The organism is Paraflavitalea sp. CAU 1676 (assembly GCF_029223285.1).
Classification (GTDB): Bacteria; Bacteroidota; Bacteroidia; order Chitinophagales; family Chitinophagaceae; genus Paraflavitalea.
Window position 1 is genome coordinate 513,087 of the sequence record NZ_JARHUJ010000005.1, and the last position, 26,454, is coordinate 539,540.

General features: G+C 52.0%; 13 protein-coding genes. 12 read left to right on the forward strand and 1 reads right to left on the reverse strand.

Annotated features, from left to right (window positions below):
- The first annotated feature begins 18 nt into the window (after window positions 1-18).
- Genes P2H89_RS18505 through P2H89_RS18535 form a run of 7 tightly spaced genes read left to right on the forward strand, consistent with a single transcriptional unit; the run spans window position 19 to window position 15,228 of the window.
- Window positions 19-1,563 (forward strand): glycosyl hydrolase family 65 protein, encoded by a 1,545-nt coding sequence (locus tag P2H89_RS18505; RefSeq protein WP_275829552.1) that lies wholly within the window; start codon window positions 19-21, stop codon window positions 1,561-1,563.
- Between the two features lie 9 nt (window positions 1,564-1,572).
- On the forward strand, window positions 1,573-4,347 hold the full coding sequence (locus P2H89_RS18510) for a glycoside hydrolase family 2 TIM barrel-domain containing protein (protein ID WP_275829554.1): 2,775 nt from the start codon (window positions 1,573-1,575) through the stop codon (window positions 4,345-4,347).
- 2 nt (window positions 4,348-4,349) lie between these two features.
- A complete protein-coding gene (locus tag P2H89_RS18515; RefSeq protein WP_275829556.1) occupies window positions 4,350-8,153 on the forward strand; it encodes a family 78 glycoside hydrolase catalytic domain in 3,804 nt (1,267 codons plus the stop codon).
- Complete coding sequence (locus tag P2H89_RS18520; protein WP_275829558.1) at window positions 8,146-9,018, forward strand: sugar phosphate isomerase/epimerase family protein; 873 nt, start codon at window positions 8,146-8,148, stop codon at window positions 9,016-9,018. Before P2H89_RS18515 ends, P2H89_RS18520 begins: the two co-directional genes overlap by 8 nt.
- A gap of 36 nt (window positions 9,019-9,054) precedes the next feature.
- The gene (locus P2H89_RS18525; protein WP_275829560.1) at window positions 9,055-10,974 is read left to right on the forward strand and encodes a right-handed parallel beta-helix repeat-containing protein; all 1,920 of its coding nucleotides are present in this window, start codon (window positions 9,055-9,057) and stop codon (window positions 10,972-10,974) included.
- Between the two features lie 50 nt (window positions 10,975-11,024).
- The gene (locus tag P2H89_RS18530) at window positions 11,025-13,190 is read left to right on the forward strand and encodes an alpha-rhamnosidase (RefSeq protein ID WP_275829562.1); all 2,166 of its coding nucleotides are present in this window, start codon (window positions 11,025-11,027) and stop codon (window positions 13,188-13,190) included.
- 28 nt (window positions 13,191-13,218) lie between these two features.
- Window positions 13,219-15,228 (forward strand): glycoside hydrolase family 127 protein, encoded by a 2,010-nt coding sequence (locus tag P2H89_RS18535; protein ID WP_275829564.1) that lies wholly within the window; start codon window positions 13,219-13,221, stop codon window positions 15,226-15,228.
- Window positions 15,229-15,231: 3 nt separating this feature from the next.
- On the opposite strand, the gene P2H89_RS18540 is transcribed toward P2H89_RS18535, so the two are convergent.
- Window positions 15,232-16,359 carry an FAD-dependent monooxygenase gene (locus tag P2H89_RS18540; RefSeq protein ID WP_275829566.1) on the reverse strand — a complete coding sequence of 376 codons (1,128 nt, stop codon included), beginning with the start codon at window positions 16,357-16,359 and terminating at the stop codon, window positions 15,232-15,234.
- Window positions 16,360-16,568: 209 nt separating this feature from the next.
- Between P2H89_RS18540 and P2H89_RS18545 the strand changes: the two genes are divergently transcribed.
- The 5 genes from P2H89_RS18545 to P2H89_RS18565 all read left to right on the forward strand — a co-directional run bounded on the left by P2H89_RS18545 (window position 16,569) and on the right by P2H89_RS18565 (window position 26,388).
- The gene (locus tag P2H89_RS18545; protein WP_275829568.1) at window positions 16,569-18,176 is read left to right on the forward strand and encodes a histidine kinase; all 1,608 of its coding nucleotides are present in this window, start codon (window positions 16,569-16,571) and stop codon (window positions 18,174-18,176) included.
- A gap of 11 nt (window positions 18,177-18,187) precedes the next feature.
- Window positions 18,188-19,537 carry a serine hydrolase gene (locus tag P2H89_RS18550; protein ID WP_275829570.1) on the forward strand — a complete coding sequence of 450 codons (1,350 nt, stop codon included), beginning with the start codon at window positions 18,188-18,190 and terminating at the stop codon, window positions 19,535-19,537.
- Window positions 19,538-19,548: 11 nt separating this feature from the next.
- The gene (locus tag P2H89_RS18555) at window positions 19,549-20,262 is read left to right on the forward strand and encodes a LytTR family DNA-binding domain-containing protein (RefSeq protein WP_275829572.1); all 714 of its coding nucleotides are present in this window, start codon (window positions 19,549-19,551) and stop codon (window positions 20,260-20,262) included.
- 304 nt (window positions 20,263-20,566) lie between these two features.
- Window positions 20,567-24,073 carry a glycosyl hydrolase gene (locus tag P2H89_RS18560; RefSeq protein WP_275829574.1) on the forward strand — a complete coding sequence of 1,169 codons (3,507 nt, stop codon included), beginning with the start codon at window positions 20,567-20,569 and terminating at the stop codon, window positions 24,071-24,073.
- Window positions 24,073-26,388 carry a DUF5703 domain-containing protein gene (locus tag P2H89_RS18565; protein ID WP_275829576.1) on the forward strand — a complete coding sequence of 772 codons (2,316 nt, stop codon included), beginning with the start codon at window positions 24,073-24,075 and terminating at the stop codon, window positions 26,386-26,388. Before P2H89_RS18560 ends, P2H89_RS18565 begins: the two co-directional genes overlap by 1 nt.
- Window positions 26,389-26,454: the final 66 nt, after the last annotated feature.

Here is a 26,454-nt window from a genome sequence, read left to right on the forward strand (position 1 = left end):
GGCGCCCATTAAAATGACATGAAGCGAATCAGTTTATATTTTATTGTTCCGGTTTTGGTGGTGATTGCCGGATGTGCAACTCATCGATCCTTGTCGGTTGAGCGGGGGACTGTGTTGCAACCGGGCACTTTTAAGCATTATGTTGATTATTTCAACAAGATGGAGGATGAGAACATTGTGCAGGCGATCCCCAACGACAGCGCCTGGCAATGGATGGAGAAAAATATTCCGTTGTTTGAATGTCCGCAGGCGAATGTGCAGGAGATCTATTATTACCGGTGGTGGACCCTGCGTAAGCATATCAAGCAAACGCCGGTTGGCTACGCCTTTACCGAATTCCTGGTGAACCGTTCATATGCGGATAAGTATAACCTGATCAGTTGCGCGCTGGGTCATCATCTCTATGAAGGCCGCTGGCTGCGCGATCAACAATACCTCGACCAGTATGTGCATGTGTGGCTGCGGGGCGACAGCGGACGGCCCATGAAGAAATTACATGGTTTCAGCAGCTGGGCGGCAGATGCCATTTACAATCGTTACCTGGTAAGTGGCAATAAGGAGTATCTCACCAACCTGTTGCCCGATCTGCAAAAAGACTATGCCGTGTGGGAAGGCGAACGCCGGTTGCCGAACGGGTTGTTTTGGCAAAGTGATGTAAAGGATGGGATGGAGGAAACGATCAGCGGCGGGCGGCGTGAGAAGAATGCGCGCCCGACCATCAATAGCTATATGTATGGTAATGCAAAGGCGCTGGCCGCTATTGCCAGGTTGAAAGGCGATGCGGGTACGGCGGCTTTGTTTACGCGCAAGGCGGATACGATGAAGCAACTGGTGCAGCAAAAGCTATGGAGCAGCGACCGGCAATTCTTTGAGGTGCGCAAAGAGTCGGACAGTTTGGCTCATGTAAAAGAAGCGATCGGTTTTATTCCCTGGTATTTCAATTTGCCCGACGCAGGTTATGAAGCTGCCTGGAGTACGCTCAACGATACAAAGACCTTTTGTGCGCCCTTTGGGTTGACGACGGCGGATCGCAGTCACCCTGCTTTCCGTACGCATGGCTGCTGTAAGTGCGAGTGGGATGGGGCGGTGTGGCCTTTTGCCACGGCACAAACCCTGACGGCGCTGGCCAATGTGCTGAATAATTACCAGCAACAGGTTGTGTCGAATGCGGATTGGTTCAAACAACTGAATACCTATGTAGAGTCGCAATACTATCGCGGCCGTCCTTATATCGGCGAGTATCTCGATGAGAAAACGGGTTACTGGCTGAAGGGAGATGAAGAGCGCAGCCGCTACTACAACCATTCCACTTTCAATGACCTTATCATTACCGGCCTGGTGGGCCTGCGGCCCCGTGCTGATGACCAGATCGAGGTGAATCCGTTATTGCCAGCGGGCAAGTGGGATTGGTTTTGCCTGGACAAGGTTTGGTACCGGGGTAAATCGATCACCGTCATCTGGGATAAGGCCGGTACGAAGTATAACCGCGGCAAGGGGCTGAGTGTGTGGGTGAATGGATTTAAGAAAGGAAGTGCCGATCAATTGCAGAAGATCGTTTTCTAAATGAACAGGATGCTGAGAACGCTGATCATATTATTGAGTTGTATGACTGTTGCGCGAGGTTTTGCGCAGCAGACGGAATTGTTGTATTTGTCGGGCACTGGTAATGATCATACCGTTGACTGGGATTTCTTTTGTACCGATGGCAGCAAGTCGGGCAAGTGGACGACTATTCCTGTGCCTTCGTGCTGGGAGTTACAGGGTTTTGGTAAATACAATTATGGCTTCGATAAGGACAGTGTGCGTGGTAAGGAAAAAGGGTTGTACAAGTATAAGTTCCGGGTGCCGGCGTCGTGGGCAGGTAAAGTAATACGCATCGTTTTCGAAGGTTCGATGACGGATACGGAGGTGAAGATCAACGGGCAGGTGGCCGGGCCAGTACATGAGGGCGCCTTCTATGCTTTCAAATATGATATTACGTCACTTTTGAAAGTGGGCGGCGAGAACCTGTTGGAGGTTACGGTGGCCAAGCATTCGGCCAATGGGTCTGTTAACGAAGCCGAGCGCAAGGCTGACTTCTGGATCTTCGGCGGCATCTTTCGGCCGGTATACCTGGAGGCTTTGCCGGGTGTGTATATTAATGAGGTGGCTATCGACGCGCGGGCCAATGGTCAGCTTACGGCGCGCGTGGTGACGGTGAGTGCGTTGAAAGGAGATGTGTTGACTACTCAGCTTACGACTATTGACGGTAAACCGTTTGGTGCAGCTCAGACTTTGGTGCTGGGAGATGGGGTGGTGCCGGTGGTTGTTACCAATAAATACGCAGGTGTTAAGGCCTGGTCGCCGGAGTTTCCGCGGCTGTATGAGCTGGTGTTTACGCTGGTGCGGAAGGGTAAGGCTGTACACCGGATCAAGCAAAGGATCGGGTTCCGGACGGTGGAAGTGAAACAGCGGGATGGCATATATGTGAATGGTGTGAAAGTGAAGATGAAGGGTGTGAACCGTCATTCCTTCTGGCCCAGCTCTGGCCGGACTACGAGTAAAGATATCAGTATCAAAGACGTGCTGTTGATGAAGGAGATGAATATGAATGCGGTGCGCATGAGTCATTATCCGCCCGACGGACATTTTCTCGATGTGTGCGATTCGCTGGGCTTGTTTGTAATGGATGAGCTGGCGGGCTGGCACGGGCACTATGATACGCCTACCGGTACTAAACGGGTGGCGGAGATGCTGGCCCATGATGTCAACCATCCTTCCATTATCTTTTGGGCCAACGGCAATGAGGGCGGACATAATTTCGAGCTGGATCATCTATTTACAGAAGGAGATATTCAGCAAAGGCCGGTGGTGCATCCCTGGCAGTTGTTTGGCGGTTTCGATACGCAGCATTATCGCGAGTTCAATTACGGGATCGGCAATTACAATAACGGCCGGGAGATCGTGATGCCTACTGAGTTTTTGCATGGCTGGTACGACGGCGGGCATGGTGCGGGTTTGCAGGATTATTGGGAGGCGATGTGGCATGAGCCTTTGTCGGCCGGTGGCTTTCTATGGGATTTTGCAGACCAGGGCGTGGTGCGCTCCGATAAAAACGGCCTGCTCGATACGGATAAGAACCGCGGGGCCGATGGTATTGTGGGGCCGTACCATGAGAAAGAGGGCAGCTTTTATACAATCAAAGAAGTGTGGAGCCCGGTGGTGTTGGAGCGCCGGGAGATAACGCCGCAGTTTGACGGCAGTATTCGTTTGGAGAACCGTTATTTCTATACCAATATCAATCAATGTACGTTCAGCTGGCAGCTTACGAAGTGGGTGGCTGATAAGTCGCTGGATGCGAAAGGGACGGCGAAAGCGCCCACGGTAGCGCCTGGTGAAAAAGGTGAGCTGCGATTGGTACTTCCTGCTAATTGGTCTACCTATGACGCTTTGTATGTTACAGCGACTGATCCTTATGGTAAGGAGTTGTTTACCTGGAGTTTTCCGATCGTGCGGCCGGCTACGGTGGCTGCCGCTCTGGTGGATACAACGGGTAGCGGCTCTGTGGAGCTGGATATTGTCGATTCGCTGTATCGTATTAAAGCAGGGGGCGTTGAGGTCGGTATTCATCAGCGAACCGGCTTGCTCTCGTATGTGCGCAATGGAAAAGGGGAGATTCCTTTCAATAACGGCCCGGTGTTGCAGGAGGGAGTCAATAATTTCCAGGGCTTTACGCATCGATATGATCGCGGGCGCCTTGTGATCGCTTCTAGTTTTGAGCGAAAGAACGGTTATAATACTATGGAATGGACGATCTATCCTTCGGGCTGGATCAGGCTAAAAGTTGTATATTTTCCTGACGCTTATTTTACCTCCTTTGTGGGCGTTAATTTTTCGTTCCCTGAAAACCGTATCAAAGCCGTGGAGTATATGGGAGCGGGTCCCTACCGTGTATGGAAGAACCGGTTAAAAGGCACCCGTTTCGGGGTATGGCATAAAGACTATAATGGCACGGAGACTGGCGAAAGCTGGGTGTATCCTGAGTTCAAGGGCTACCATGCGAATATGTATTGGTGTAAGTTTATTGCCGATGCGCAGTCGTTTACGGTAGTGACGGACAATGAAGATACATTCCTGCGCCTGTTTACGCCTGCATGGAAAGAAGACCAATGGAAAAACTATATGCTCTACTTTCCCTCTGGCGATATTTCTTTTATGCAGGGGATCGCGGGCATCGGTACCAAAACGCAGCGTAATGAAACGACCGGTCCTATGGGGCTGAAGAATATCTTCTATGATTATGAGAAGGACCAGCGTCGCGCGAAAGAGCTGGTATTGTACTTCAATTTCAATGTTACTCAACCATGATTATGTTTCAACGATACCTTGTCCTGCTATGCGTTTTGTTCCTGAGCGCTGGTTTGCCCGTGTATGCGCAATCAGTGCAGGTGAAAGCGCTGCAATGCGAAATGCTGACGGAGCCGCTTGGCATCGATGCTGAACAGCCGCGTTTAAGCTGGCAGCTGGAAGCAACGCAACGCAATGTGGTGCAAACGGGTTATGAGATCCTGGTTGCATCTACGGCGCAGAAACTGGCGACGGGAGAGGGAGATCTGTGGACTTCCCGAAAGGTTAGCTCGGACCAGTCTGTCCTTTTGCCTTATGCGGGCAAGGCATTGGTGAGTGGCGCCGATTGTTTCTGGAAAGTAAGGGTGTATACCAATAAAGGTAATAGTGGCTGGAGTGCGCCGGCGCGCTGGTCGATGGGTTTATTGAAACCGGGCGACTGGACGGCGAAATGGATCGGCTACGACAAAGCCTCTACATGGGATAGTGTGTCGCAATGGTCGAGGTTGTCGGCCCGTTATTTTAGAAAAGGGTTTCAGTCGGAAGGTGCAGTAAAGCGGGCGACGGTCTATGTCGTTGGGCTTGGCTTGTATGAATTGTTTGTGAATGGTAAGAAGGTGGGGGACCAGGTGCTGGCGCCCAACCCAACAGATTATCGAAAATCGGTTTTGTACAATACATATGATGTTACGGGTATGGTGAAAGGTGGCGCCAATGCCATTGGCGCCGTGGTGGGGAATGGCCGCTATTTTACGATGCGGCAGGATTACAAGCCGGCAAAGATCAATACGTTTGGCTATCCCAAGTTATTGCTGCAACTGGTCATTGAATATGCGGATGGCTCGCGTAAAACGATCGTGAGCGATGAAAGCTGGAAGTTGCAGGTGGATGGTCCCATCAGAACGAATAATGAATACGATGGCGAGGAATATGATGCCACGAAAGAAATGCCGGGTTGGAATAATGTGGGCTTCAACGATGTGGGCTGGATGGGGGCTGAGTTGGTTGCGGCACCGGAAGGAAAGCTGGTTGCGCAGCGGAGCCAGCCAATGAAAGTGATGGACCGGTTTAAGCCTGTTTCGGTGAAGAAGCTCGATAGTGATCGATATGTCATCGATATGGGCGTGAATTTTGCCGGCTGGTTGCAGCTGCGGGTAAAAGGCCGGCGGGGTGAGCGGGTGCAACTGCGCTTTGCAGAAAGTTTACAACAGAACGGTGAATTGTATGTGGCCAACCTGCGCGATGCGAAGGTGACGGATATTTATACTTTGAAAGGTGGGGCGGTTGAGACCTGGCACCCGGCTTTTGTGTATCATGGCTTTCGCTATGTAGAGGTGAGCGGGTTTCCCGGTGTGCCTACGGTGAATGATTTTGAAGGTCAGCAGATATATGATGCGGTGGCTACGACAGGCCAATTCCGTAGTTCGAATGCCACGATCAATCGCATCTATACCAATGCGTGGCGGGGTATTGCTTCCAATTATAAAGGGATGCCGATCGATTGTCCGCAGCGCAATGAGCGACAGCCCTGGCTGGGCGACCGTGCTGCCGGTGCGCTGGGAGAGAGTTTTCTTTTTGACAATGCTGCTTTGTATACGAAATGGCTGGATGATATTCAGGAATCGCAAACGGCCGAAGGGGCGATCCCTGATGTGGCGCCTGCTTTCTGGAATTATTACAGCGACAATGTTACGTGGCCGGGTGTGTATATCCTGGTGGCCCAAATGCTGTATCAACAATATGGCGATCGCCAATCGGTGGTGAAGCATTATCCATTCATGAAGAAATGGATGGGGTATATGCAGCAGAAGTACTTGCGCAATAATATTCTTACCAAAGACAAATACGGCGACTGGTGCGTGCCGCCGGAGTCGCTGGAACTGATCAAATCGAAAGACAGTACCCGGACTACGAAAGGTGAATTGATCGCTACTGCCTATTATTACCGGCTGTTGCGTATTATGCAGCAGTTTGCCCGGTTGCAAGGGATAGAGGCTGATGGCGTTGCCTATGCATCGCTGGCTGCAGGCATCAAAGCCGCTTTCCAGGACAAGTTCTATAATCCAAAGACTAAATATTACGACAACAATACGGTAACGGCCAACCTGCTGCCTTTGCATTTTGGCATTACGCCCGATAGTGCAAGGGAGGCGGTTTTCAATAATGTTTACAACAAGATCAAGATCGAAAACCATATGCACATCAGCACCGGTGTCATTGGTACGCAGTACCTGATGCGCGGGTTATCGGCCTTTGATCGCAGCGATATTGCCTATACGCTGGCTTCCAACACGAGCTATCCCAGTTGGGGTTATATGGCCAGGAACGGCGCTACGACGATCTGGGAGTTGTGGAATGGTAATACGGCCAATCCGCAAATGAACTCACAAAACCATGTGATGCTGCTGGGTGATCTGCTGACCTGGTTCTATGAGCACCTGGCGGGCATCCGCAGCGATGATTCGGCCGTGGCTTTCAAAAAGATCATTATGCGGCCTGATCGAATTGATGGGCTCGACTCGGTCTATGCACGCTATCGCACCCCTTATGGTGAGGTGCTGAGCCATTGGAAGGTTGGGGCGGCGCGCAATGGTTTCAGGTGGCGTATCCGTATTCCTGCAAACACGACGGCTGAAGTATATGTGCCTGCTCATGATGCCAGTGATGTGTTGGAAAGGGGTAAGGTGATAGGTGACCGTTCTGGCGTTCGTTTTGTGCGGACCGACGGCCGTTACCAGGTGTTTGCCATTGGCTCCGGCAGTTATGATTTTAGTGTTACTGTTCCTTACAGGAAAGGTATAGTGGAAGATGTATTTGTTTTTGACAGGGCTTCTTTTCCCGAAAGTCATGCCTCAACGATCGTACAAACCCCCAAAGGGTTGCTGACTGCCTGGTTTGGTGGCACGAAGGAAGGGTATAAAGATGTGTGCATCTGGACCAGTGCACTGGAAAAGGGGCATTGGACAAAACCTGTGATGGTAGCTGATGGCATCATCAACGATACTACGCGCTTTCCCTGTTATAATCCTGTTTTGTACCAGGCGCCCAACGGCGAGCTGTTGCTGTTTTACAAGATCGGTTCGCGGGTGGCTACCTGGAAGGGGTATATGAAGCGATCCAAAGACCATGGTGTTACCTGGGGGCCGCGGGAAGAATTGCCCGAAGGATTCCTGGGCCCTGTTAAGAATAAACCTCTTCTATTTGGCAATGAACTGTGGTGTGCTTCGAGTACGGAAGGCAATGGCTGGAGGGTTCATTTTGAAGTAACGAGCGATTGGGGACGTACCTGGAGAAAGGTGGGGCCTATCAATGATGGTAAAACGATCAATGCGATACAGCCCAGTATCCTCACGTATGCCGACGGCAGGTGGCAGGTGCTGTGCCGCAGCCGCAACAGGGCCGTGGTAGAGTCGTGGTCGGCCGATGGGGGAAAAACCTGGTCGCCCATGGTGCCCAGCAATTTGCCGAATAATAATTCCGGTACCGATGCGGTGACGCTCAAAGACGGACGGCAGCTGCTGGTATATAATCATGTGTTGCCACCCGGTAAGGAAGCCAAGGGGGCGCGCACGCCGCTCAATGTGGCCATTTCCAAAGATGGCAAGAACTGGTTTGCGGCGCTGGTGCTGGAAGATTCGCCGGTGAGTCAATATAGCTATCCTTCCGTTATTCAAACGCCGGATGGTATGGTGCATTTCGTGTACACCTGGCGGCGGGAGCGGATCAAATATGTGAAGGTCGATCCTTCGAAACTGGTGCTGAAACCTATTGTGAATGGTGTGTGGCCTGGCGCCCGTACCGAAACACTCAAACCAAGTGATGATTAACGGACCTGCTTTTATTGCCGGAGTTTTGTTTAGCCTGCTATTGCTGCCCGGGATTGCGCCCGCTCAGCAGCACCCTCGCTATAAGATCGCGCTCATAGACCTGATGCTGTTGAAGCGGCAGAAGCTGGGTGCTTTGCAACTCACGAAGGACCTTGGTGCCGATGGGGTGGAGGTCGACATGGGCGGATTGGGCAAGCGGGTGACGTTCGATAACCAGCTGCTCAATGATTCTGTACGCCAACTATACCTCAACAAGATCAAAGAACTCAATATCGAGATCCCTTCGCTGGCGATGACTGGCTACTATGCGCAGTCGTTTTGTGAAAGGGATGAATACAAGCAAAGCATTGAAGACTGCATTAAAACGATGCAGTTGATGCAGGTGAAAGTGGCCTTTTTACCCATGGGTGTGCAGTGCGACCTGGTGAAGCAACCCGGCCTGCGCGCCAAAGTGGTGGAAAGGCTGAGAGAGGCCGGTAAGATGGCCGTGGCCGCCGGTGTAGTGATCGGTATCGAGACACCGCTATCGGCTGAAGAGCAGGTGAAGGTACTGAAGGAGATCGGCTCGCCGGGTATCAGGATCTACTTCAATGTAGCCGATGCTATTGGCGCGGGGCGTGATGTGAGTAAGGAGTTGAAGACGCTGGGGCGTCACCGGATCTGCCAGATTCACATCACCAATAAGGATGGGGTTTGGCTGGAGAACGATCCTGCGGTTGATATGAAGAAGATCAAACAAACACTCGATAAAATGAAATGGAGCGGCTGGCTGGTGGTGGAAAGAAGCCGTGATGCGAAGCAGCCCACTAATGTGAAGGTGAACTATGGGGCGAATACGAAGTATTTGAAGTCGGTGTTTCAGTGAGCGGCAGGTGGCGGTTGGTTGGGTTATGAATTTAGCATGAAACGTATTTTATTCATACTATTTGTTTCGCTGCTGCCTGTTTGTATGCAGGCGCAGATCTGGGTGGCTACTGATGGCTCGGATAAGAACCCGGGTTCAGCGGCTTCGCCGAAGGCCTCGTTGCAAGCGGCCTTGCGGCAGGCGCGGGAGATGCGACGCCTGCAGGACCCCGCTGCTGCGCATGGTATTCGCATTGTACTTCATGGAGGCGTGTACACACTGCCCGAACCCGTTTTCATCAGACCCGAAGATGCTGGCACTGCGGAGAGTCCGCTGAGTATTGAAGCGGCAGCTGGTGAGCAGCCTGTGTTGAGTGGCGGTGTGGCTGTTACTGGTTGGAAGAAAGTTTCCGGCACCGTGCCTGGTTTACCTGCTGCTTCGAAAGGGGCTGTGTGGGTGGCCGATGCTCCGATGAGGGGCGATGATGTATTGGATTTCCGGCAGCTGTATATCAATGATCGAAAAGCGGTGCGTGCCCGTGACCGGAATGGTGACAGTATGAACCGCATCCTGTCGTGGGATCATGCTAAGGAGCAATGCTGGATACCTACTCCCAGGGTGCCGTCGTTGCTGACAGCGCCGGGATTGGAAATGCTGATCCATCAATGGTGGGCGATTGCCGTACTGCGCGTAAAGAAGGTTGAAGTGTATGGCGACAGTACGCGACTTAGTTTTCATCAGCCGGAAAGCCGTATTCAAAGCGAGCATCCCTGGCCGGCTCCCTGGCTCTCCCAACAAACGGGTAATTCTGCTTTTTATCTTACCAATGCCATACAGTTACTCGACGAGGCGGGCGAATGGTTCCTCGATAAACAACAACGCAAAGTATATTACCGGCCACTGCCCGGTGAAGATATGAGCAAGGAAAGTGTCATTGTTCCCTTCCTCGAAACCCTATTGCGGATAGAAGGGACGGCCGAGAACCCCGTAACCAATGTGCACATCAGGAATATTTCATTTAAGCACAGTACCTGGTTGCGTCCTTCACAACAAGGACATGTGCCTTTGCAGGCGGGCATGTATATGCTGGATGCCTATAAGCTCAAAGTGCCGGGTACGCCCGATAAAAAGGGGTTGGAGAACCAGGCCTGGATTGGCCGGCAGCCTGCTGCGGTGCAATTATCTTATGTAAGCCATACTTCTTTTATCGGATGCCGGTTCAGTGAGCTGGGCGCCACTGGTATCGACTACCGGAAGGGAACCTATCTCGATTATATGGCCGGCTGTGTATTTACCAATATCAGCGGCACTGCCATTCAGGCCGGTGTTTTTTCGGAAGAGGCTTTTGAAACGCATCTTCCTTATAAGCCAGCCGACGAGCGTGAGCTCTGTCGGAATCTAATTATCCGTAACAACCTGGTGCATGCCACTGCCAATGAAGATTGGGGATGTCCGGGTATCAGTGCGGGGTATGTACAGGGTATACAAATCCAGCACAACGAGTTGCGGGAACTGCCTTACTCGGGCATTTGTGTGGGGTGGGGCTGGACCCAAACCGTCAATGCCATGCGCAACAACCGCATTGAAAGCAATTACATCCATCACTACGCAAAGCATATGTACGATGTGGCGGGTATTTATACTTTGTCGGCCCAGCCGGGTTCGGTGATTGCCGGCAACCGCATCGACAGTATTTACAATGCGCCTTATGCGCATATTCCCACGCATTGGTTTTATCTCTATACGGATGAAGGCACGGCCAACTATACCGTGAAGGACAATTGGTGCCCTGCGGAAAAGTTTTTGCAGAATGCGAATGGTCCGGATAACGTATGGACGAATAACGGTCCGCAGGTGGCTGATAGCGTCAAGCAGGCCGCGGGTCTGGAAGCAACCTGGCTGTTATTGCTGCAAACGGTGCCTGCCGTGCGCAGCCAACAGGCGATCAATGAAGTGCCGGTGGAAAAAGCCAGGTAAACGGGGGCCTCTAAATTTTCTTTAATGGACATCATTAATCATTGCCTGATATGAAAAAATATTTCCTGTTTGCTGTCTTGACCCTTTTTGTTGCCCATGCCATGTATGCGCAACAGGCTACCTGGATCTGGTATCCGGGCGACTATGAGATCTGGTTGAGTAACAAGATGCAGAACCGCCGTACCGAGAAGGGAGCCTTTTTCCCTCCGTTCTGGAGGATGGACGCGCATTATGTGTTGATGGATTTTCACAAAGAGTTCAACCTGACGGAGCCTGAAGAGATGCACATTTATGCCGAAGGAAATTACAATGTAAAGCTCGACTCGAAGATGCTGCCGGGTACGCCTGCTATCGTAACGATCCCGGCCGGTAAACACAAGATCAATATAAAAGTCCATAACCAGGATAAGGTGCCGGCCATTTATGTAAAGGGACGCACGATCGTTTCGGATGCTTCGTGGCTGGTTACTTATGAAGACAAGGAGTGGATCGATGAAACGGGCAAGGTGAGTGACCAAAGCGGCACTACCTGGCTTACGGCGGGCAGTTGGAATTTCAATGACCCGCAGACACTCCCTTCGGAGTTCCGGCTATCACTGGCTTCGGCGGAACCGGTGGCGGTGGAACGGAAAGGGAACAGCCTGCTGGTAGATTTCGGGAAAGAGACCTTCGGGTATTTATCCCTGCGTGGTGTTCGTGGCAAAGGACCTATTACGATCTACTATGGTGAATCGAAAGAAGAGGCCCTATCGCCCGAAGGTTGTGAGACACTCGATAAGCTGGAGGTGGAGGGTAACGGCAAGGGTGCTATTATGACCAATTTGTCGAAAGCTTTCCGCTATGTAAATATTGAAATGGGCCCTGGTGTTGGTGTCGACAGCGTTTCGATGTTTTATGAATACCTGCCGGTAAAGCAGCGGGGCAGTTTCAAGTGCTCGGACGAGCAGGTGAACAGGATATACGAGGTGTCGAAATATACTTTGCAACTGAATACGCGGGAGTTCTTCATCGATGGCATCAAACGCGACCGCTGGATATGGAGTGGCGATGCTTACCAAAGCTATCTCATGAACTATTACCTGTTCTTCGATGAGGCTTCGGTGCGCAGAACATTGCTATCCTTGCGGGGTAAGGATCCGGTGAGCAGCCATATCAATACCATCATGGATTATACCTTTTACTGGTTTCTCGGCATCTACGATTATTATACCTATACGGGCGATAAGGCTTTCCTGACACAATTGTATCCCCGTATGCAAAGTTTGATGGAGTACTGCCTTGGCCGTCGTAATAAAGATGGTTTGATGGAAGGGCTGTCGGGCGATTGGGTGTTTATTGACTGGGCAGAAGGCCTGAGTAAGAAAGGGGAAGTGAGTTTTGAACAAATGCTGTTGTGCCGCAGCCTGGAAACAATGGCGCTTTGTGCGGGCATTGCCAACGATGAAACAGGTGCTGCAAAATATCAGCAACTGGGCGCCGATCTGCGCAAGAAGCTATTTTCTATCTACTGGAACGATGCGAAGCAGGCCCTGGTACATAGCCGGGTAAATGGTATACCGGCCGATCATGTTACAAGGTATGCGAATATGTTTGGCATCTTCTTCAACTATTTTACGCCGCAACAAGCGGAGGGCGTTAAAACCCATGTATTGCTGAACAAGGAGGTGCCGAAGATCACTACTCCTTATATGCGCTTTTACGAGCTGGAAGCGCTTTGTGCCATGGGCGAGCAATCGTATGTATTGAAAGAGATGAAGGACTACTGGGGCGGTATGCTGAGCCTCGGCGCTACCTCCTTTTGGGAAGAATACAATCCGGCTAAAAAGGGTGTGGAGCATTATGCCATGTATGGCCGGCCATTCGGCAAGAGTTTGTGCCATGCCTGGGGGGCGAGTCCGCTGTATTTGCTGGGCCGTTATTACCTCGGAGTGCAGCCAACTTCGCCGGGTTATAAGACCTATTCGATCACGCCGGTATTGGGTGGTTTGCAGTGGATGGAGGGCGATGTGCCGGTGCCGGGTGGTGCAGTGAAAATGTATTGCAGCGCTACTAAATTGCAAGTGAAAGGTGCGGCCGGCGTTGGTACTTTACGTTTCAATAGTGCCTCCAGGCCGACCTGCAAAACGGCTGCGATTCAATCGTTGGGCAGCAACCGCTATGAATTGACAGTGCAACCCGGGGTGGAGTATGAGGTGGCTTATAAAGCCAGTAAGTAAATATTGTTCGATCAATAAATCATAGATCATGTTGAAGATGCTGTTGCCGGTAGCCTGTACGATTGCCCTGACGGGGAATGTGCAGGCGCAGAACAAGGCGCTTACCAATACCGCCCATAGCAAGCATGCTGTTTTGTATGCGCCGGGTTTGGGTGAGGTGAAGTGGACGCAGGGGTTTTGGGCCGAGCGTTTCAATGTATGTAAAGAGGTAATGGTGCCGGGCATGTGGAATATCTACATGGATGCGCAACGTAGTCATGCTTTTAAGAATTTCGAGATCGCTGCCGGTTTGGATACCGGTGCGCACAAGGGGCCTTCGTTTCATGATGGTGATTTCTATAAAACACTGGAAGCGATGGCGGCCATGTATGCCGCTACGCATGATCCGCAACTGGATCTTATGATGGACCGGGCGATTGGAGTGATCGCCAAAGGACAGCGTGATGATGGCTATATCTATACCAAATCGGTGATAGAGCAAAAGCGTACGGGCTCGCGCAAGCAGTTCGACGATCGCCTGAGCTTCGAGGCTTATAACATCGGTCATCTGATGACGGCTGCCTGCGTGCACTTCCGGGCAACCGGCAAAACCAGTTTGCTGCAGGTGGCGAAGAAGGCCGGTGATTTCCTGATCGGCTTTTATACCAGGGCTACGCCCGAGCAGGCGCGCAATGCTATTTGTCCCTCGCATTATATGGGCATCATTGAACTGTACCGTACCACGCAGGAAGCGAAGTACCTTACGCTGGCCCAAAAGCTGATCGATATACGGGGTTTGACGGAGGGTACGGATGACAATTCGGACCGGGCTCCCTTTCGCCAAATGCAAAAAGTGGCCGGGCATGCCGTACGGGCCAATTACCTGTTTGCCGGTGTGGCCGATGTGTATACGGAGACGGGTGATAGTTCGCTGTTGCCAGCTTTAAACAGTATGTGGGATAATGTGGTGAACCATAAAATGTATGTAACGGGCGGCTGTGGTGCGTTGTACGACGGGGTTTCGGTGGATGGTGCTTCTTACAATCCCGATACGGTGCAGAAAGTGCATCAGTCTTACGGAAAGGATTACCAGTTGCCCAACCTGAGTGCGCACAATGAAACCTGCGCCAATATCGGCAATGTATTGTGGAACTGGCGTATGCTGCAAATGACCGGTGATGGCAAGTATGCGGATATCGTAGAGCTTGCTTTGTACAACAGTGTGTTGTCGGGTGTAAGCATGGATGGCAGCAAATATTTCTATACCAATCCGCTGGCGGCTTCGAAGGATTATCCGTATCAATTGCGTTGGATGGGAGGCAGGCAGGAGTATATTGGTTTGTCGAATTGTTGTCCGCCCAATACGGTACGTACGGTAGCTGAGGTAAGCAATTACGTTTACAGCCTGGCCGATTCTGTTGTGCAGGTGAACCTCTATGGCGGGAGTGAATTAACGACTACGTTACCTGGTGGCCGCCAGGTGCGCGTGAAGCAGGTTACCAATTATCCCTGGGATGGGAGGGTGCGGATCAGTATAGAAGGGTTGCCCGCGAACTATGCTGTGCGGGTACGTATTCCTGGCTGGTGCCGGAAATATTCGTTGGCGGCCGGAGGCTCTGCGCAGCATGTGGTAGAGCAGGGGTATGCCGTGGTAAGGCGCCACTGGGAAGCAACAGATGAGGTCGTGCTCGACATGGATATGCCGGCTACCTTGCTGGAATCGCATCACCTCGTAGAAGAAACGCGCAATCAGGTAGCGGTGAAGCGTGGGCCGGTGGTGTATTGCCTGGAGTCGCCCGACATGGCTGGTGGCGCCAGTGTGTTTGATGTAGCCATTCCGGTTAGTACCGTGCTGAAGCCCGTGCCCATGCAGGTGGCGGGTGGCAACCTGATGGCCTTGAAAGGACAAGGTAAAATATTGACGCATGCTGCCGCTGGTGGCTTGTATCGGGAAGTGGCTACAAAGACCACTCCGATTTCGCTGACTTTGATCCCTTATTACGCCTGGGCCAACCGGGGCGCTACGGATATGACCGTTTGGATGCCTGTGATGCGATGAAAATTAAGGTTTGCTACTCTCATAGGACGCGCCTATTAACCGGCGTTGCCAGAATGGCTGATCCTTCCACAGCGTTTGCGCTGTATAGTATTGCTGTTGTTTTGCCTGCTGCTCATTAAATGCTGCGATGTGTGCATGTGCATAGGTGGCAAGGGCCGCTCTATCGCCGGTAAGGTGTGCCTTGATCGTGATGGCTGCCTGCAAGGCATTTTGCAGGGCGCCTGCAATCCCGTAGGTGATGATCGGATCGCCAGTGGAGGCGGCATCGCCAACGGCGAGCCAGTTTGCGGTGCATACCGGATCAAGGATAGAGGTAGCTGCTGATCTCGTAGCGGCCAATAGCTGCCTACGGTCTGCATTAGTTGCCAGCCAGGTTTTCAGGTAGGTCGTTGCGGCCAGTTCAGCGCTGAGCCATTGCGCCGATCGACGGGATGCCTGTTCATGCAGGTCGGCATCTGTCATAAAACTGAGTGAAAACTGTTGACCTTTCTCCGGTGTAGCGTACCACCAGCCATTCCCGGTAGCTTCGAAGATCGTGGCATTGCGCAAGGATTGTGGTGTGCCAGGCCACTTCATGCAATAAGCAGTCAGTTGGTCGAAGTATAGCCTTTTAGCGCCCGCTGCACGGGCCAGGCAGGCTGCTCTGCCGCTGGCATCCACCGCAAAGGCGGCTTGTATATTCCATTGCTCTCCCTGAGAAGTGCCTACTGTAATATTTATTTCATCTTGCTTGTCTTCATAGCCAATAAAGCTGCATCCTCCCAGCCAGGGCACTTTCAGGCGTTCTACCGCCCAGCGTAATTGTTTTTCGAAATAGGTGCGATTGATGAGCGATCCCCTGCCTGGGTGCTGGTATCCTTGCTGGCATTCTTTGGTGCACGTATCGCCTTGTGTAAAACGGTTTTCGACATGTGGCCGATGTTGTGTGTCGTGCAAGATGTATTCGATGCCGAGCTGGCGGAGCAAGGGGTAGGCATTGGCCGGTATGATCTCGTTGGGCTTGTAGGCGTTGTTGTGTGTTTCGAGGATCATGGCGGGTACGCCCAACCTTGCGAGGGCAAGGGCTGTGGCGGCGCCTGCCGGCCCTCCTCCAATGATCACGACCGGTGCATGGATTTGTTTGGTTGTCATAGGTTGTTATGTGGGGCTCAATTTATCCTGCCGGCACTAACTGCCCTACCGTGTTTTCACGGGAAGTGCCTGGTTGTTTTCGGGCATAAGACCTGCTTTGTGTGTGATGAGTTTTTATGTGTCCGGATTCGTCCCATTTTTAGCCCATTTGGTAACATTTACAGGAAGCGTGCGCAGCGATGGAGTAATCTTGCTGAAAAGAAATTAACATGACTTCTATCGATATTAACTCATCCGAAAATACTGTTGCCGCACCCGGAAAGCTCCGCTGGTTGCAACATGAAACGGTGCTTGCCTGTATGCTATTCATCATGTGGGCGGCCTATTGCGTGCGGCCGTTGTTCTTTCTTACAGACGGGGATATTGATTCCATCTTTGGTGTTACGTATCGTACGAATGGGTTGTCGTTCCATTACGCTACGAATGTCCTAATGCCGCAGGTGGGCGCCGGTGCTTTGCTGTTATTGAGTTATTTCGCTATCAGCCGGGTGGTGATCCCTTTGTTTTGTAAGGTGTCGTTCAAAGAAGCCACCGTTGGCATTTTACGCAAACTGATGGCGGGCATCGTGTCGCTCCTTGTACTGGCGTTTCTACTGGCCCTCGGTGTGAATGCGTTGACCAGCCTGGCGCATCCCTGGTTATTTAATTACGGGCATTTTCAAACGCTGTCTTTGTTTGGGTACAATGACCGTCCGCTCACCAATTTGTGGACCGGTACAGGTGCTGCTGCTGTGAGTGTTTGCATTTGGACGATGATCCTGGGTATCCGGGCGTTGCTCGTTCATTATATCGATCGCCCGGGCGCTTCCAGAGCCTATCGCGTGCTGATTGCCAATCAATGCACGCTGTTTGCCCTTCTCTATTGTGTTGTGATTGTTGCTGTAGGGGTAGTCTGGGGGATTACGTATAAGTTTATGGTCTTTTTCTGCCTGTTCATTCCGCCAACCTTCCTGGTATTCATGATCAATACCTACTATGTTTTTCCGCGAAAAAAGCGGGAGGACTTCTGGGAGCTCCGTACGGTAGGTGACCTGCTGCTGTTTACCGGGCTATGTACTTTTCCCTTCTTTTTGATCAGGGGGATGGACATTCCTCATGGATTGTTCATAGCCTTCCTGAATTGTTTTCTTACCCAATGGGTGGTTACCATTCCAGTTTCCTGGTTCCTGTATCGCGAGCGGAAAGACAGGATACTGCAATTGCGCGGTGTACAGAAGGAGTTGGTGAAATCGAAAGCCGATCTTCAGTTCCTGCGTTCGCAGATCAATCCCCATTTTCTGTTCAATGCTTTAAATACTTTGTATGGTACGGCACTGCGGGAGCATGCCCCGGATGCAGCGGCCGGTATTCAGCAATTGGGCGATATGATGCGTTTTATGCTGCACGATAACCTGCAGGATTTCATTCCGCTGGAAAGAGAGAAAGAATACCTTGCCAATTACCTCTCGCTGCAGCAATTGCGGGTTCAATCGCAGCCGGGCATTACGATCGAAAGCGATATTACATCGGAAATATGTCCGCAGGTGATTGCCCCGATGCTGCTGATCCCCTTTGTAGAAAATGCTTTCAAGCATGGCATCAGCCTTCGCCAGCCTTCGTGGGTAAAAGTATCACTGGTTTGTTCGGGCTCCGCCTTGCAGTTTGAAGTGCGCAATAGTATGAATGCCCATGCACATGGTGATCCTGAGCGCGAGCACTCCGGCGTAGGATTACAAAACGTGCGGGAACGACTGGCGCTTATTTACCCCGGCAGGCATCAGCTCTTCATTCAGAATAACGGCCACGAGTTCACCGTTCAACTCTCCCTTCAACCTTAAAATAATTACGGATGAAAATCTTTCTATTAGCGGGGCTACTGGGCCTTGCCTGTCATGCCCATGCCCAGGATAGTACCGTTTACCGGCTTGACCGGCTGATGCAAGCCTGGCGCGACCAGGGGAAATTCAGCGGCACCATACTGGTGGCGCAAAAAGGAAAGGTGCTGCTGCACCAGGGGTATGGGTTCAAGGATCAGCAGCAGCGCAGCCTGAATGATACCAATACACTCTACCAGATCGCGTCGGTGACCAAACCTTTTACGTCTACGCTGATCGGACAGTTAGTAATTGCCGGCAAACTGTCGTTGACAGATAAGCTGCAACAGTTCTATCCCGGGTTTCCGCATGGCGACAGTATCACCATCGGTCATTTGTTGACGCATACGGCGGGACTGTGGGATTATACGCGGGATGTAGAATTGATGGAGGAACAAACGGCGCGGTCCTTCAGCCAGGAAGAGATCATACGGGTATTCAAAGATCAGCCGCTCGATTTTGCACCGGGTACGGGTTGGAGCTATTGCAATGCGGGGTATTTTTTGCTGGGTGGCATCATCGAAAAGAAGACCGGCCTAAGCTATGAACAGGCTATGCGGAAATATGTGTTTACGCCGTTGGGTATGCGGCACAGCGCGTTTGATTTCCGGAACCTGGTGAGCGTTGATAAAGCTATTGGTTATTATGCCGACTCCTCCGAGGCGCCATCGAAGAAAGCGCCGGTGGTGGACTCTACCGTGCCCTGGTCGGCCGGCTCCATTTATTCAACAGCCGGCGACCTGTACCAGTGGTACCGGGGCTTAAAGAGCCGGGTGATAATACCGCAGCACTGGCTGGATAGCGCCTGGCTGCCACGTAAGAATAAATATGGGTATGGCTGGATGACCGATTCGGTCTTTGGTCGACGGGTGGTTTCGCACAGCGGGGGTATCTTTGGGTTCAGGAGTGCATTTTGGATGTTGCCCAAAGAGGATGTTTGCATTGTGGTATTGAGTAATATGGAAACGATGAGCCGGGAAGAGATTGCGCGCAGGCTGCTGGCTGTTGTATTGCGGCAGCCTTATAGTTTGCCGGTGATGCTGAAGGCGGTGCCTGTCGATACATCGGTGCTCAGGAAGTACGAAGGCACGTACCGTATTACTGCCAATGGGGTAGTGGTGGTGCTGGCGTTGGAGCATGGGCGGCTGATCGCCCGGCCGGAGCGTGGCCCGGCTTCGGAGTTGCTGGCACTGGACAATACCCATTTTTTCCTGAGTAATGAGCATGAGTTCAGGATCAGGTTCGAGCTGGATGCGCAAGGTAAGGTGGTGCAGATGATGCTGAACCCCAAAGGTACAGAAAAACCGGCCCTTAAGATCAAATGACTTAAAGTGATATGTTGAAAGCTATTGCCATCGATGATGAACCGATTGCCCTGGAGGTGGTGAAAGCCCTGGCAGGTAAAATACCGTTCCTGGAACTGCAGGCCGTTTTTGCGAGCCCATTCGAGGCGCTTGGCTACCTGCAGCGGGAGCAGGTGGACCTGCTATTCCTCGACATCAAAATGCCGGATATCTCGGGCATCGAGTTTCTGCGTGCCTTGCCCGACCCACCAATGGTGATCTTTACAACCGCCTACAGCGAACATGCCGTACAGAGCTTTGAACTGGACGCGATCGATTACCTGCTGAAGCCCTTTTCGCAGGCGCGTTTTCTGAAGGCCTGTAACAAAGCCCTGCAACAATACGAATACCGGAAAAAGGAAAATGGGCAGGCGTCCGCCCCAGCTACTGAAGGCGCGCCGCCAACCACCATCTTTGTAAAAAGTGGTTACGAGCAGGTGCGCATCAATCTTAACGAATTGCTATACGTTGAAAGCAATGGCAACTATGTTGAGTTTGTGCTGGCACAATCGAAAATACTGTCACGGCTCACGATGGCCGAAGCGGAAGCCCTATTGCCAGCCCCGTTGTTCATTCGCATTCACCGGTCATTTATTGTTGGCAAAAGCCATATCTCGAAGGTTGACCGGAACAACGTGTGGGTCGGTAAAACCAGCTTGCCCGTGGGGCCGGCCTATGTGAGCGAGGTGGAGAAGCTTACGCGGTAGCGGGGCAGGTGCTTCCTGTAGAGAGATAAGCCTTCCGCGGTGGGGCAGGCGCGCCCGCGAGCAGCTCCACGAAAAATAGGTAAATATTCCATCATCTTGCCCGGATATGCCATTTGCCGGCCCGGGCCCTCCCTGTAATTTTAAACTCTCAAATGGTAATTACCTGTTCCCGGTAATGCCGGGTCAGTCAAGCGTTTTCATATAGCAAAAAGCAAGCAAGTTGGGGTAACGGTTCTCCGTTGGCCCCGTTTTTTTTATTGGAAACCTTTAGTTGACATAACTTCACACGCGATAAGGCTTTCATATGATGCACAAGAGTTTACTCATGATTGCGGGCCTGCTATCCCTATGGCAGGTGAATTCGTGGTTAAGGGACAATGCGGACCTCACTTCCTCCTACCCAATGCAACAGCCGTTTGCAGCGCGTGCAACGGCTCCGTTACAGGAATATCTTACTAATAATGCCACTGCTCCTGTTTGGAGAGATACTTCAGGCCCCTTATCGGACCGCCTGTTTCAGCAGCCTCCTGCCAGCGCCAAACCCTGGGTGATGTGGTACTGGATGCATGCCGGCGTTTCGAAGGCGGGCATTACGGCCGACCTCGAAGCGATGCAGCGGGCAGGTGTCGGCGGGGCCTACCTGGCCTGTATCAAAGACACTGCTTCTCCCTCCCTGTATGAGCCGGCAGCGCGACAGCTGAGCCCCGAGTGGTGGGGCATGGTGCGTTTTGCGCTGGAAGAAGCGAAGCGGGTAGGGGTAAAGATCGCCTTTCATGTTGCGGATGGATTTGCGCTCGCCGGAGGGCCCTGGATAACGCCAGAGCTTTCGATGCAAAAAGTGGTATGGACCAAGGAATATGTAAAGGGAGGCGGCAAGGTAGAAGTCTCGCTGTCTCAGCCGGAAACCAACGAAGATTATTACAAAGACATTGCCGTGCTGGCCTATCCGGCCAATTGCATACAGCCCTATAGCGACACGGTATTGATACCGCGGGTTACTTCCAGCTTACCCGGCGCCAGGGCGCAGTTCCTGGCTTTTGATAATGGCGGAAAAGACGGGTTTAAGAGTGATTCCGCCTGCTGGATCCAATATAAATACCCGCAGCCGTTTACCTGTCGCTCCATCCGGATACGCAGTGGTGGCAACAATGTGCAGGCACACCGGTTGCTGGTGCAGGTGAGCAATGATGGCGAAGAATTTACGACGCACACGCGGCTGGAGCCGCCTCGTCACGGCTGGCAGGATACGGATGAAGACGTAACGCATTCCATACCGGCGGTAACAGCTATGTACTTCCGGTTTGTGTATGATAAAGCGGGGTCTGAGCCTGGTGCGGAGGACCTCGATGCGGCCAAGTGGAAACCTTCGCTGAAAGTGTCGGGCATCTATCTGTCTGATGAGCCGGTGGTGAATCAGTTCGAGAGCAAGAACGGATCGATGTGGCGGGTAAGCAGAAAGACGACGGTGGGCCAGGTGCCGGATTCGGTATGTGTACCGCTGAATTCGATCGTTTACCTGCGTGATAAAATGGATGCTTCGGGTAACCTGACCTGGGAGGCCCCGGCAGGTAACTGGATCATTGTGCGGATAGGACATACTTCCACCGGCCACACCAATGCTACTGCGGGCGCAGGCAAGGGGCTGGAGTGCGATAAGTTCAATCCGGCAGCGATCAGTTTGCAATTTGATAAATGGTTTGGTGAAGCCCTGCGGGTAGCTGGTCCTGAGTTGGCCAAAGAGGTCATCAAGATATTCTATATCGACAGCTGGGAATGTGGCAGCCAGAACTGGAGCCCTTTGTTTGCCGCTGAGTTTAAGAAGCGGCGGGGGTATGATCTTAGTCCTTACCTGCTGAGTATGGCCGGTATTCCGGTAGAGAGTGCAGCGGTATCCGAAGGCTTCTTATACGATGTGCGCCAAACGATCGCGGGCCTGGTCGTGGATAATTTCTACGGCACGCTCAATAAGCTGGCGCATGATAAAGGCATGCAGTTCAGTGCGGAGAGTATAGCGCCTACCATGATGAGCGATGGCATGCAGCAGTACCGGCATGTGGATATGCCGATGGGGGAGTTTTGGCTAAACAGTCCGACCCACGATAAACCAAATGATATGCTCGATGCGATATCGGGCGCTCATATATATGGTAAGAACATTGTGCCGGCGGAGAGCTTTACGTCGGTACGCATGAACTGGGGTGAGCATCCGGGTATGATGAAAGTAGTGGGCGATCGCAACTTTGCCCTGGGCGCTAACCGCCTCGTGTTGCATGTATTCACGCACAATCCGTGGACAGACCGCAAGCCGGGCATGACGCTCGATGGCGTAGGCGTATATTTTCAGCGCGACCAAACCTGGTGGAACCAGGGTAAGGCCTGGATGGAATATTTGCAACGTTGCCAGGCCCTGTTGCAATTGGGAAAACCGGTTACGGATGTGGCTGTCTTTACGGGGGAGGAATTGCCGAGGCGTTCGGTGTTGCCGTACAGGCTGGTGAATTCGTTACCGGGTATAATGGGCAAAGAGCGGGCGGACGAAGAACGGCGGCGCCTTGCCAATGAAGGTACGCCCTTGCGTCAGTTGCCGGCGGGTGTTACGCATTCTGCGAATATGGCCGATCCGGAGAACTGGGTGGATCCCTTACGAGGATATGCCTATGATGCCATCAATCCGGATGCCTTATTGATGGCCACTGTTAAGAACAAGCGGATCGTGTTGCCGGGTGGGGCGAGTTATGGTGTGTTGGTTATACCCGGTGCGCATGCTTTGAATCCGGATGCCAGCTATATGACTGTTGCTGTTGAGAAGAAGATCGCACAACTTGTAAAAGCCGGGGGTACTGTGGTGATGGTGGATGCGCCCAGGCAATCACCTTCTTTGCAGGAAAGGCTGGAGAATAAGTCATTGAACGAGCTGACTGGTATGAGTATCAAAAAGACGGCGCCTCCGAAAGGGAAACTGATCATGGGTGCTTACCAGCAGGAAGATTTTACTAGTTTGGGCGTAGAGAAAGATGTAATCATTACTGACCAGGAAGGAAAGCAGACGGGCAACGTTGCGTGGACGCACCGGCAGGGGAAGGATTTCGATATTTACTTTATCTCGAATCAATCGAATACAGCACGCGGACTAAAGGTGTCGCTGCGTGTGAAGGGAAAGCAGCCGGAGATTTGGGATCCTGTAAATGGTTCTATTAAAGAGGAGGGACGTTGGATAGCCGAAGCTGACAGAACGAAGGTGGATGTTTATTTGCCGCCAAATGGTTCCGTATTCCTGGTGTTTCGAAAAAAGGTTACGTATCAAAGGAACACGCCCATTTTTATGCCTCCCACTGTAAGTATGACGTTGACGAACTGGCAGGTTAGTTTCGATCCTGCACTGGGTGGTCCGGCTCAGCCGGTTGCTTTTCCGGCGCTGACCAGTTGGGCTGACAATACCGATTCGACGATCCGCTACTATTCCGGCACGGCCATTTATAGCACCACCTTTATCAATAAAAGAGATGACGAGGTGCGGGCGACCGTCCGGTTCAGGGATGTTGCCAATATCGCAACAGTAAAAGTGAATGGCATTGATTTTGGTACCATCTGGACGGCTCCGTATGAACTTGATATTTCCAAAGCTGTGCGTCCGGGTGAAAACAAGATCGAAGTGGCTGTGACCAATACCTGGGGCAACAGGCTGATAGGCGACGAGCGGTTACCGAAAGAAAAACGTATCACCTGGACTACCGCTCCATTCAGATTGCAGGGTAAACCTTTGTTGCCTGCAGGGTTGATCGGGGATGTAGAGGTCTCTATCGGAAAATAATGAAACAAACCTGTATACTCTTCCTGCTTACTGGTGTGATGGGCTTTTTTGTGAAAGCACAGAACGCCAACCTGTCGGCCTACAACATCGTGTGGACATCTCCCAGCAATAATGCATCGGAGTCAATGCCCTGCGGTGGTGGTGATATTGGCCTGAATGTGTGGGTAGAAAAAGGCGAGCTGCTGATCTATGCATCGCGCAGCGGCAGCTTCGACGAAAACAACAGTTTATTGAAAGCGGGGCGCATTCGCTTGCAGCTGTCTCCCAATATTTTTACCGGTACCGATTTCAAGCAGGAGCTACACTTGCAAGAGGGTTATATTACCGTAGAAGGATCGGCAGGTAGCCAAAAAGGTACTGTGCGCATCTGGGTAGATGTGTATCATCCCGTGGTGCATATCGCGATCTACAGCAATAAAAAGATTGCCGCTACGGCTACTTATGAAAGCTGGCGTTACCGCGACAGGCCGCTGACAGGACGGGTCAATTGGGGTACTTCCTGGAAATGGGCTGCGCCCAAAAACAATATTGCTCCTAAGGATAGCATTGCCTTTACAGGACCTGACGTGTTGTTTTATCACCGTAATCAAGCTACCACCGTTTTCGACGCCACGGTTGCCGTGCAGGGTATGGATAGTGTGAAGGATCAATTGTACAATCCTCTCTTTAATCTGCAATCTGGCGGCAGCTTCTCCGGCGGCGGATTTACTCCAGCCGGAACCACAGCAGGTGTATATGCCGGTACCGATTACAAAGGCTGGGTGTTGAAGTCTGACAGACCCGCTATTAAGCATGCTTTGACCCTACAGCTACATACAGCTTCAACGTCTTCGAATGCACAGTGGAGGCAGGGACTTGATTCACTACATGCCATTACACGTGGTGTGAAGATGGCAGCGTTTCAACAAACGCAGTCCTGGTGGACTTCCTTCTGGCAAAGAAGTTATGTACAGATCGATCCCGAACGCCGTGATCCCAGGTCATGGGAGATCGGGCGCAATTACCAGTTGTTCCGCTATATGCTGGCCTTGAATGCTACAGGCTCCTGGCCTACCAAGTTCAATGGTGGTTTGCTGACCGTTGATCCGGTGTATACAGACACTGCACTTTCCTTTACCCCCGATTTCCGCAACTGGGGTGGAGGATTGCATACCATGCAAAACCAACGGCTCGTCTATTATCCCATGATCAAAAATGGTGATTGGGATATGCTGCAATCGCAGTTGGACTTCTACACGCGTATTCTCCACAATGCAGAGCTTCGTTCGAAAGTATACTGGGGCCATGCAGGCGCCTGCTTTACGGAGCAGATGGAAAGTTTTGGGTTGCCCAATATTGCCGAGTATGGTCAGAAGCGACCTGCTGGTTTTGATAAGGGCGTTGAATTCAATCCCTGGCTCGAGTACGAATGGGATACGGTACTGGAATTCTGCCTCATGATGCTCGATGCGCAACGGTATACTGGTAAGGACATTAAGGAATATGTGCCTTTCATTGAAAGCTGTCTGCGTTTCTTCGATGAGCATTATCAGTACCGCGCCAGACTGCGTGGCTCCAAGGCGTTGGATGGCGCCGGTAAATTGGTATTGTATCCGGGATCGGCAGCAGAGACTTTCAAGATGGCTTATAATGCCAGCTCTACGGCAGCGGGCTTGCGGGTGATCACGGAGCGGTTGTTGCAACTGCCGGCAAACTATGGCACCCCCGATCAACGCGTGTACTGGCAGGGGTTGTTGCAGCGTATACCGCCCATCAGCTTTATGCAGTACAGTGCATACACGACCATTGCGCCGGCGAAGTTGTGGGAGCGGGTAAACAATGTAGAGTCACCACAACTATACCCGGTTTATCCCTGGGGCCTTTTTGGCGTTGGTAAACCGGGGCTGGATACCGCTATCAATACCTGGCGCTACGACACCTTTGCTTTGAAATTCAGGAGCCATATCGGCTGGAAACAGGATAATATTTTTGCCGCCCGCTTAGGACTGCGTGAAGAGGCCTGGCAACTCACCAGCCTTAAACTGCAGAATGCCGGCCGTCGATTTCCCGCCTTCTGGGGGCCGGGGTACGATTGGGTGCCCGACCACAACTGGGGCGGCAGCGGCTTGATCGGTGTGCAGGAAATGCTGATGCAGGTGGATGACCGGAAGATATTGCTTTTCCCGGCCTGGCCTCAGCAGCAGGATGTTCGTTTCAAACTGCATGCGCCCTATAATACAACGGTAGAAGCTGAATTGCGGGCAGGCAAACTGGTTTCTCTGAAAGTGCTGCCCGAAAGCAGGAGGCAGGATGTGTTGGTGATGCTTACACCCTAACTCCACAGAAAGTTCCCGCTGGCGAAAGGCGTCTAACAGGTTTAATCGGCCAATCGATGAAGTTCA

Excerpts from the sequence above, each read along its gene's own strand:
- P2H89_RS18530 (WP_275829562.1), top strand. The coding sequence starts at position 11,025 with ATGAAAAAATATTTCCTGTTTGCTGTCTTGACCCTTTTTGTTGCCCAT.
- P2H89_RS18520 (WP_275829558.1), top strand. The coding sequence starts at position 8,146 with ATGATTAACGGACCTGCTTTTATTGCCGGAGTTTTGTTTAGCCTGCTA.
- P2H89_RS18535 (WP_275829564.1), top strand. The coding sequence starts at position 13,219 with ATGTTGAAGATGCTGTTGCCGGTAGCCTGTACGATTGCCCTGACGGGG.
- P2H89_RS18545 (WP_275829568.1), top strand. The coding sequence starts at position 16,569 with ATGACTTCTATCGATATTAACTCATCCGAAAATACTGTTGCCGCACCC.
- P2H89_RS18550 (WP_275829570.1), top strand. The coding sequence starts at position 18,188 with ATGAAAATCTTTCTATTAGCGGGGCTACTGGGCCTTGCCTGTCATGCC.
- P2H89_RS18540 (WP_275829566.1), bottom strand. The coding sequence starts at position 16,359 with ATGACAACCAAACAAATCCATGCACCGGTCGTGATCATTGGAGGAGGG.
- P2H89_RS18515 (WP_275829556.1), top strand. The coding sequence starts at position 4,350 with ATGTTTCAACGATACCTTGTCCTGCTATGCGTTTTGTTCCTGAGCGCT.
- P2H89_RS18510 (WP_275829554.1), top strand. The coding sequence starts at position 1,573 with ATGCTGAGAACGCTGATCATATTATTGAGTTGTATGACTGTTGCGCGA.
- P2H89_RS18565 (WP_275829576.1), top strand. The coding sequence starts at position 24,073 with ATGAAACAAACCTGTATACTCTTCCTGCTTACTGGTGTGATGGGCTTT.
- P2H89_RS18505 (WP_275829552.1), top strand. The coding sequence starts at position 19 with ATGAAGCGAATCAGTTTATATTTTATTGTTCCGGTTTTGGTGGTGATT.
- P2H89_RS18560 (WP_275829574.1), top strand. The coding sequence starts at position 20,567 with ATGATGCACAAGAGTTTACTCATGATTGCGGGCCTGCTATCCCTATGG.
- P2H89_RS18525 (WP_275829560.1), top strand. The coding sequence starts at position 9,055 with ATGAAACGTATTTTATTCATACTATTTGTTTCGCTGCTGCCTGTTTGT.
- P2H89_RS18555 (WP_275829572.1), top strand. The coding sequence starts at position 19,549 with ATGTTGAAAGCTATTGCCATCGATGATGAACCGATTGCCCTGGAGGTG.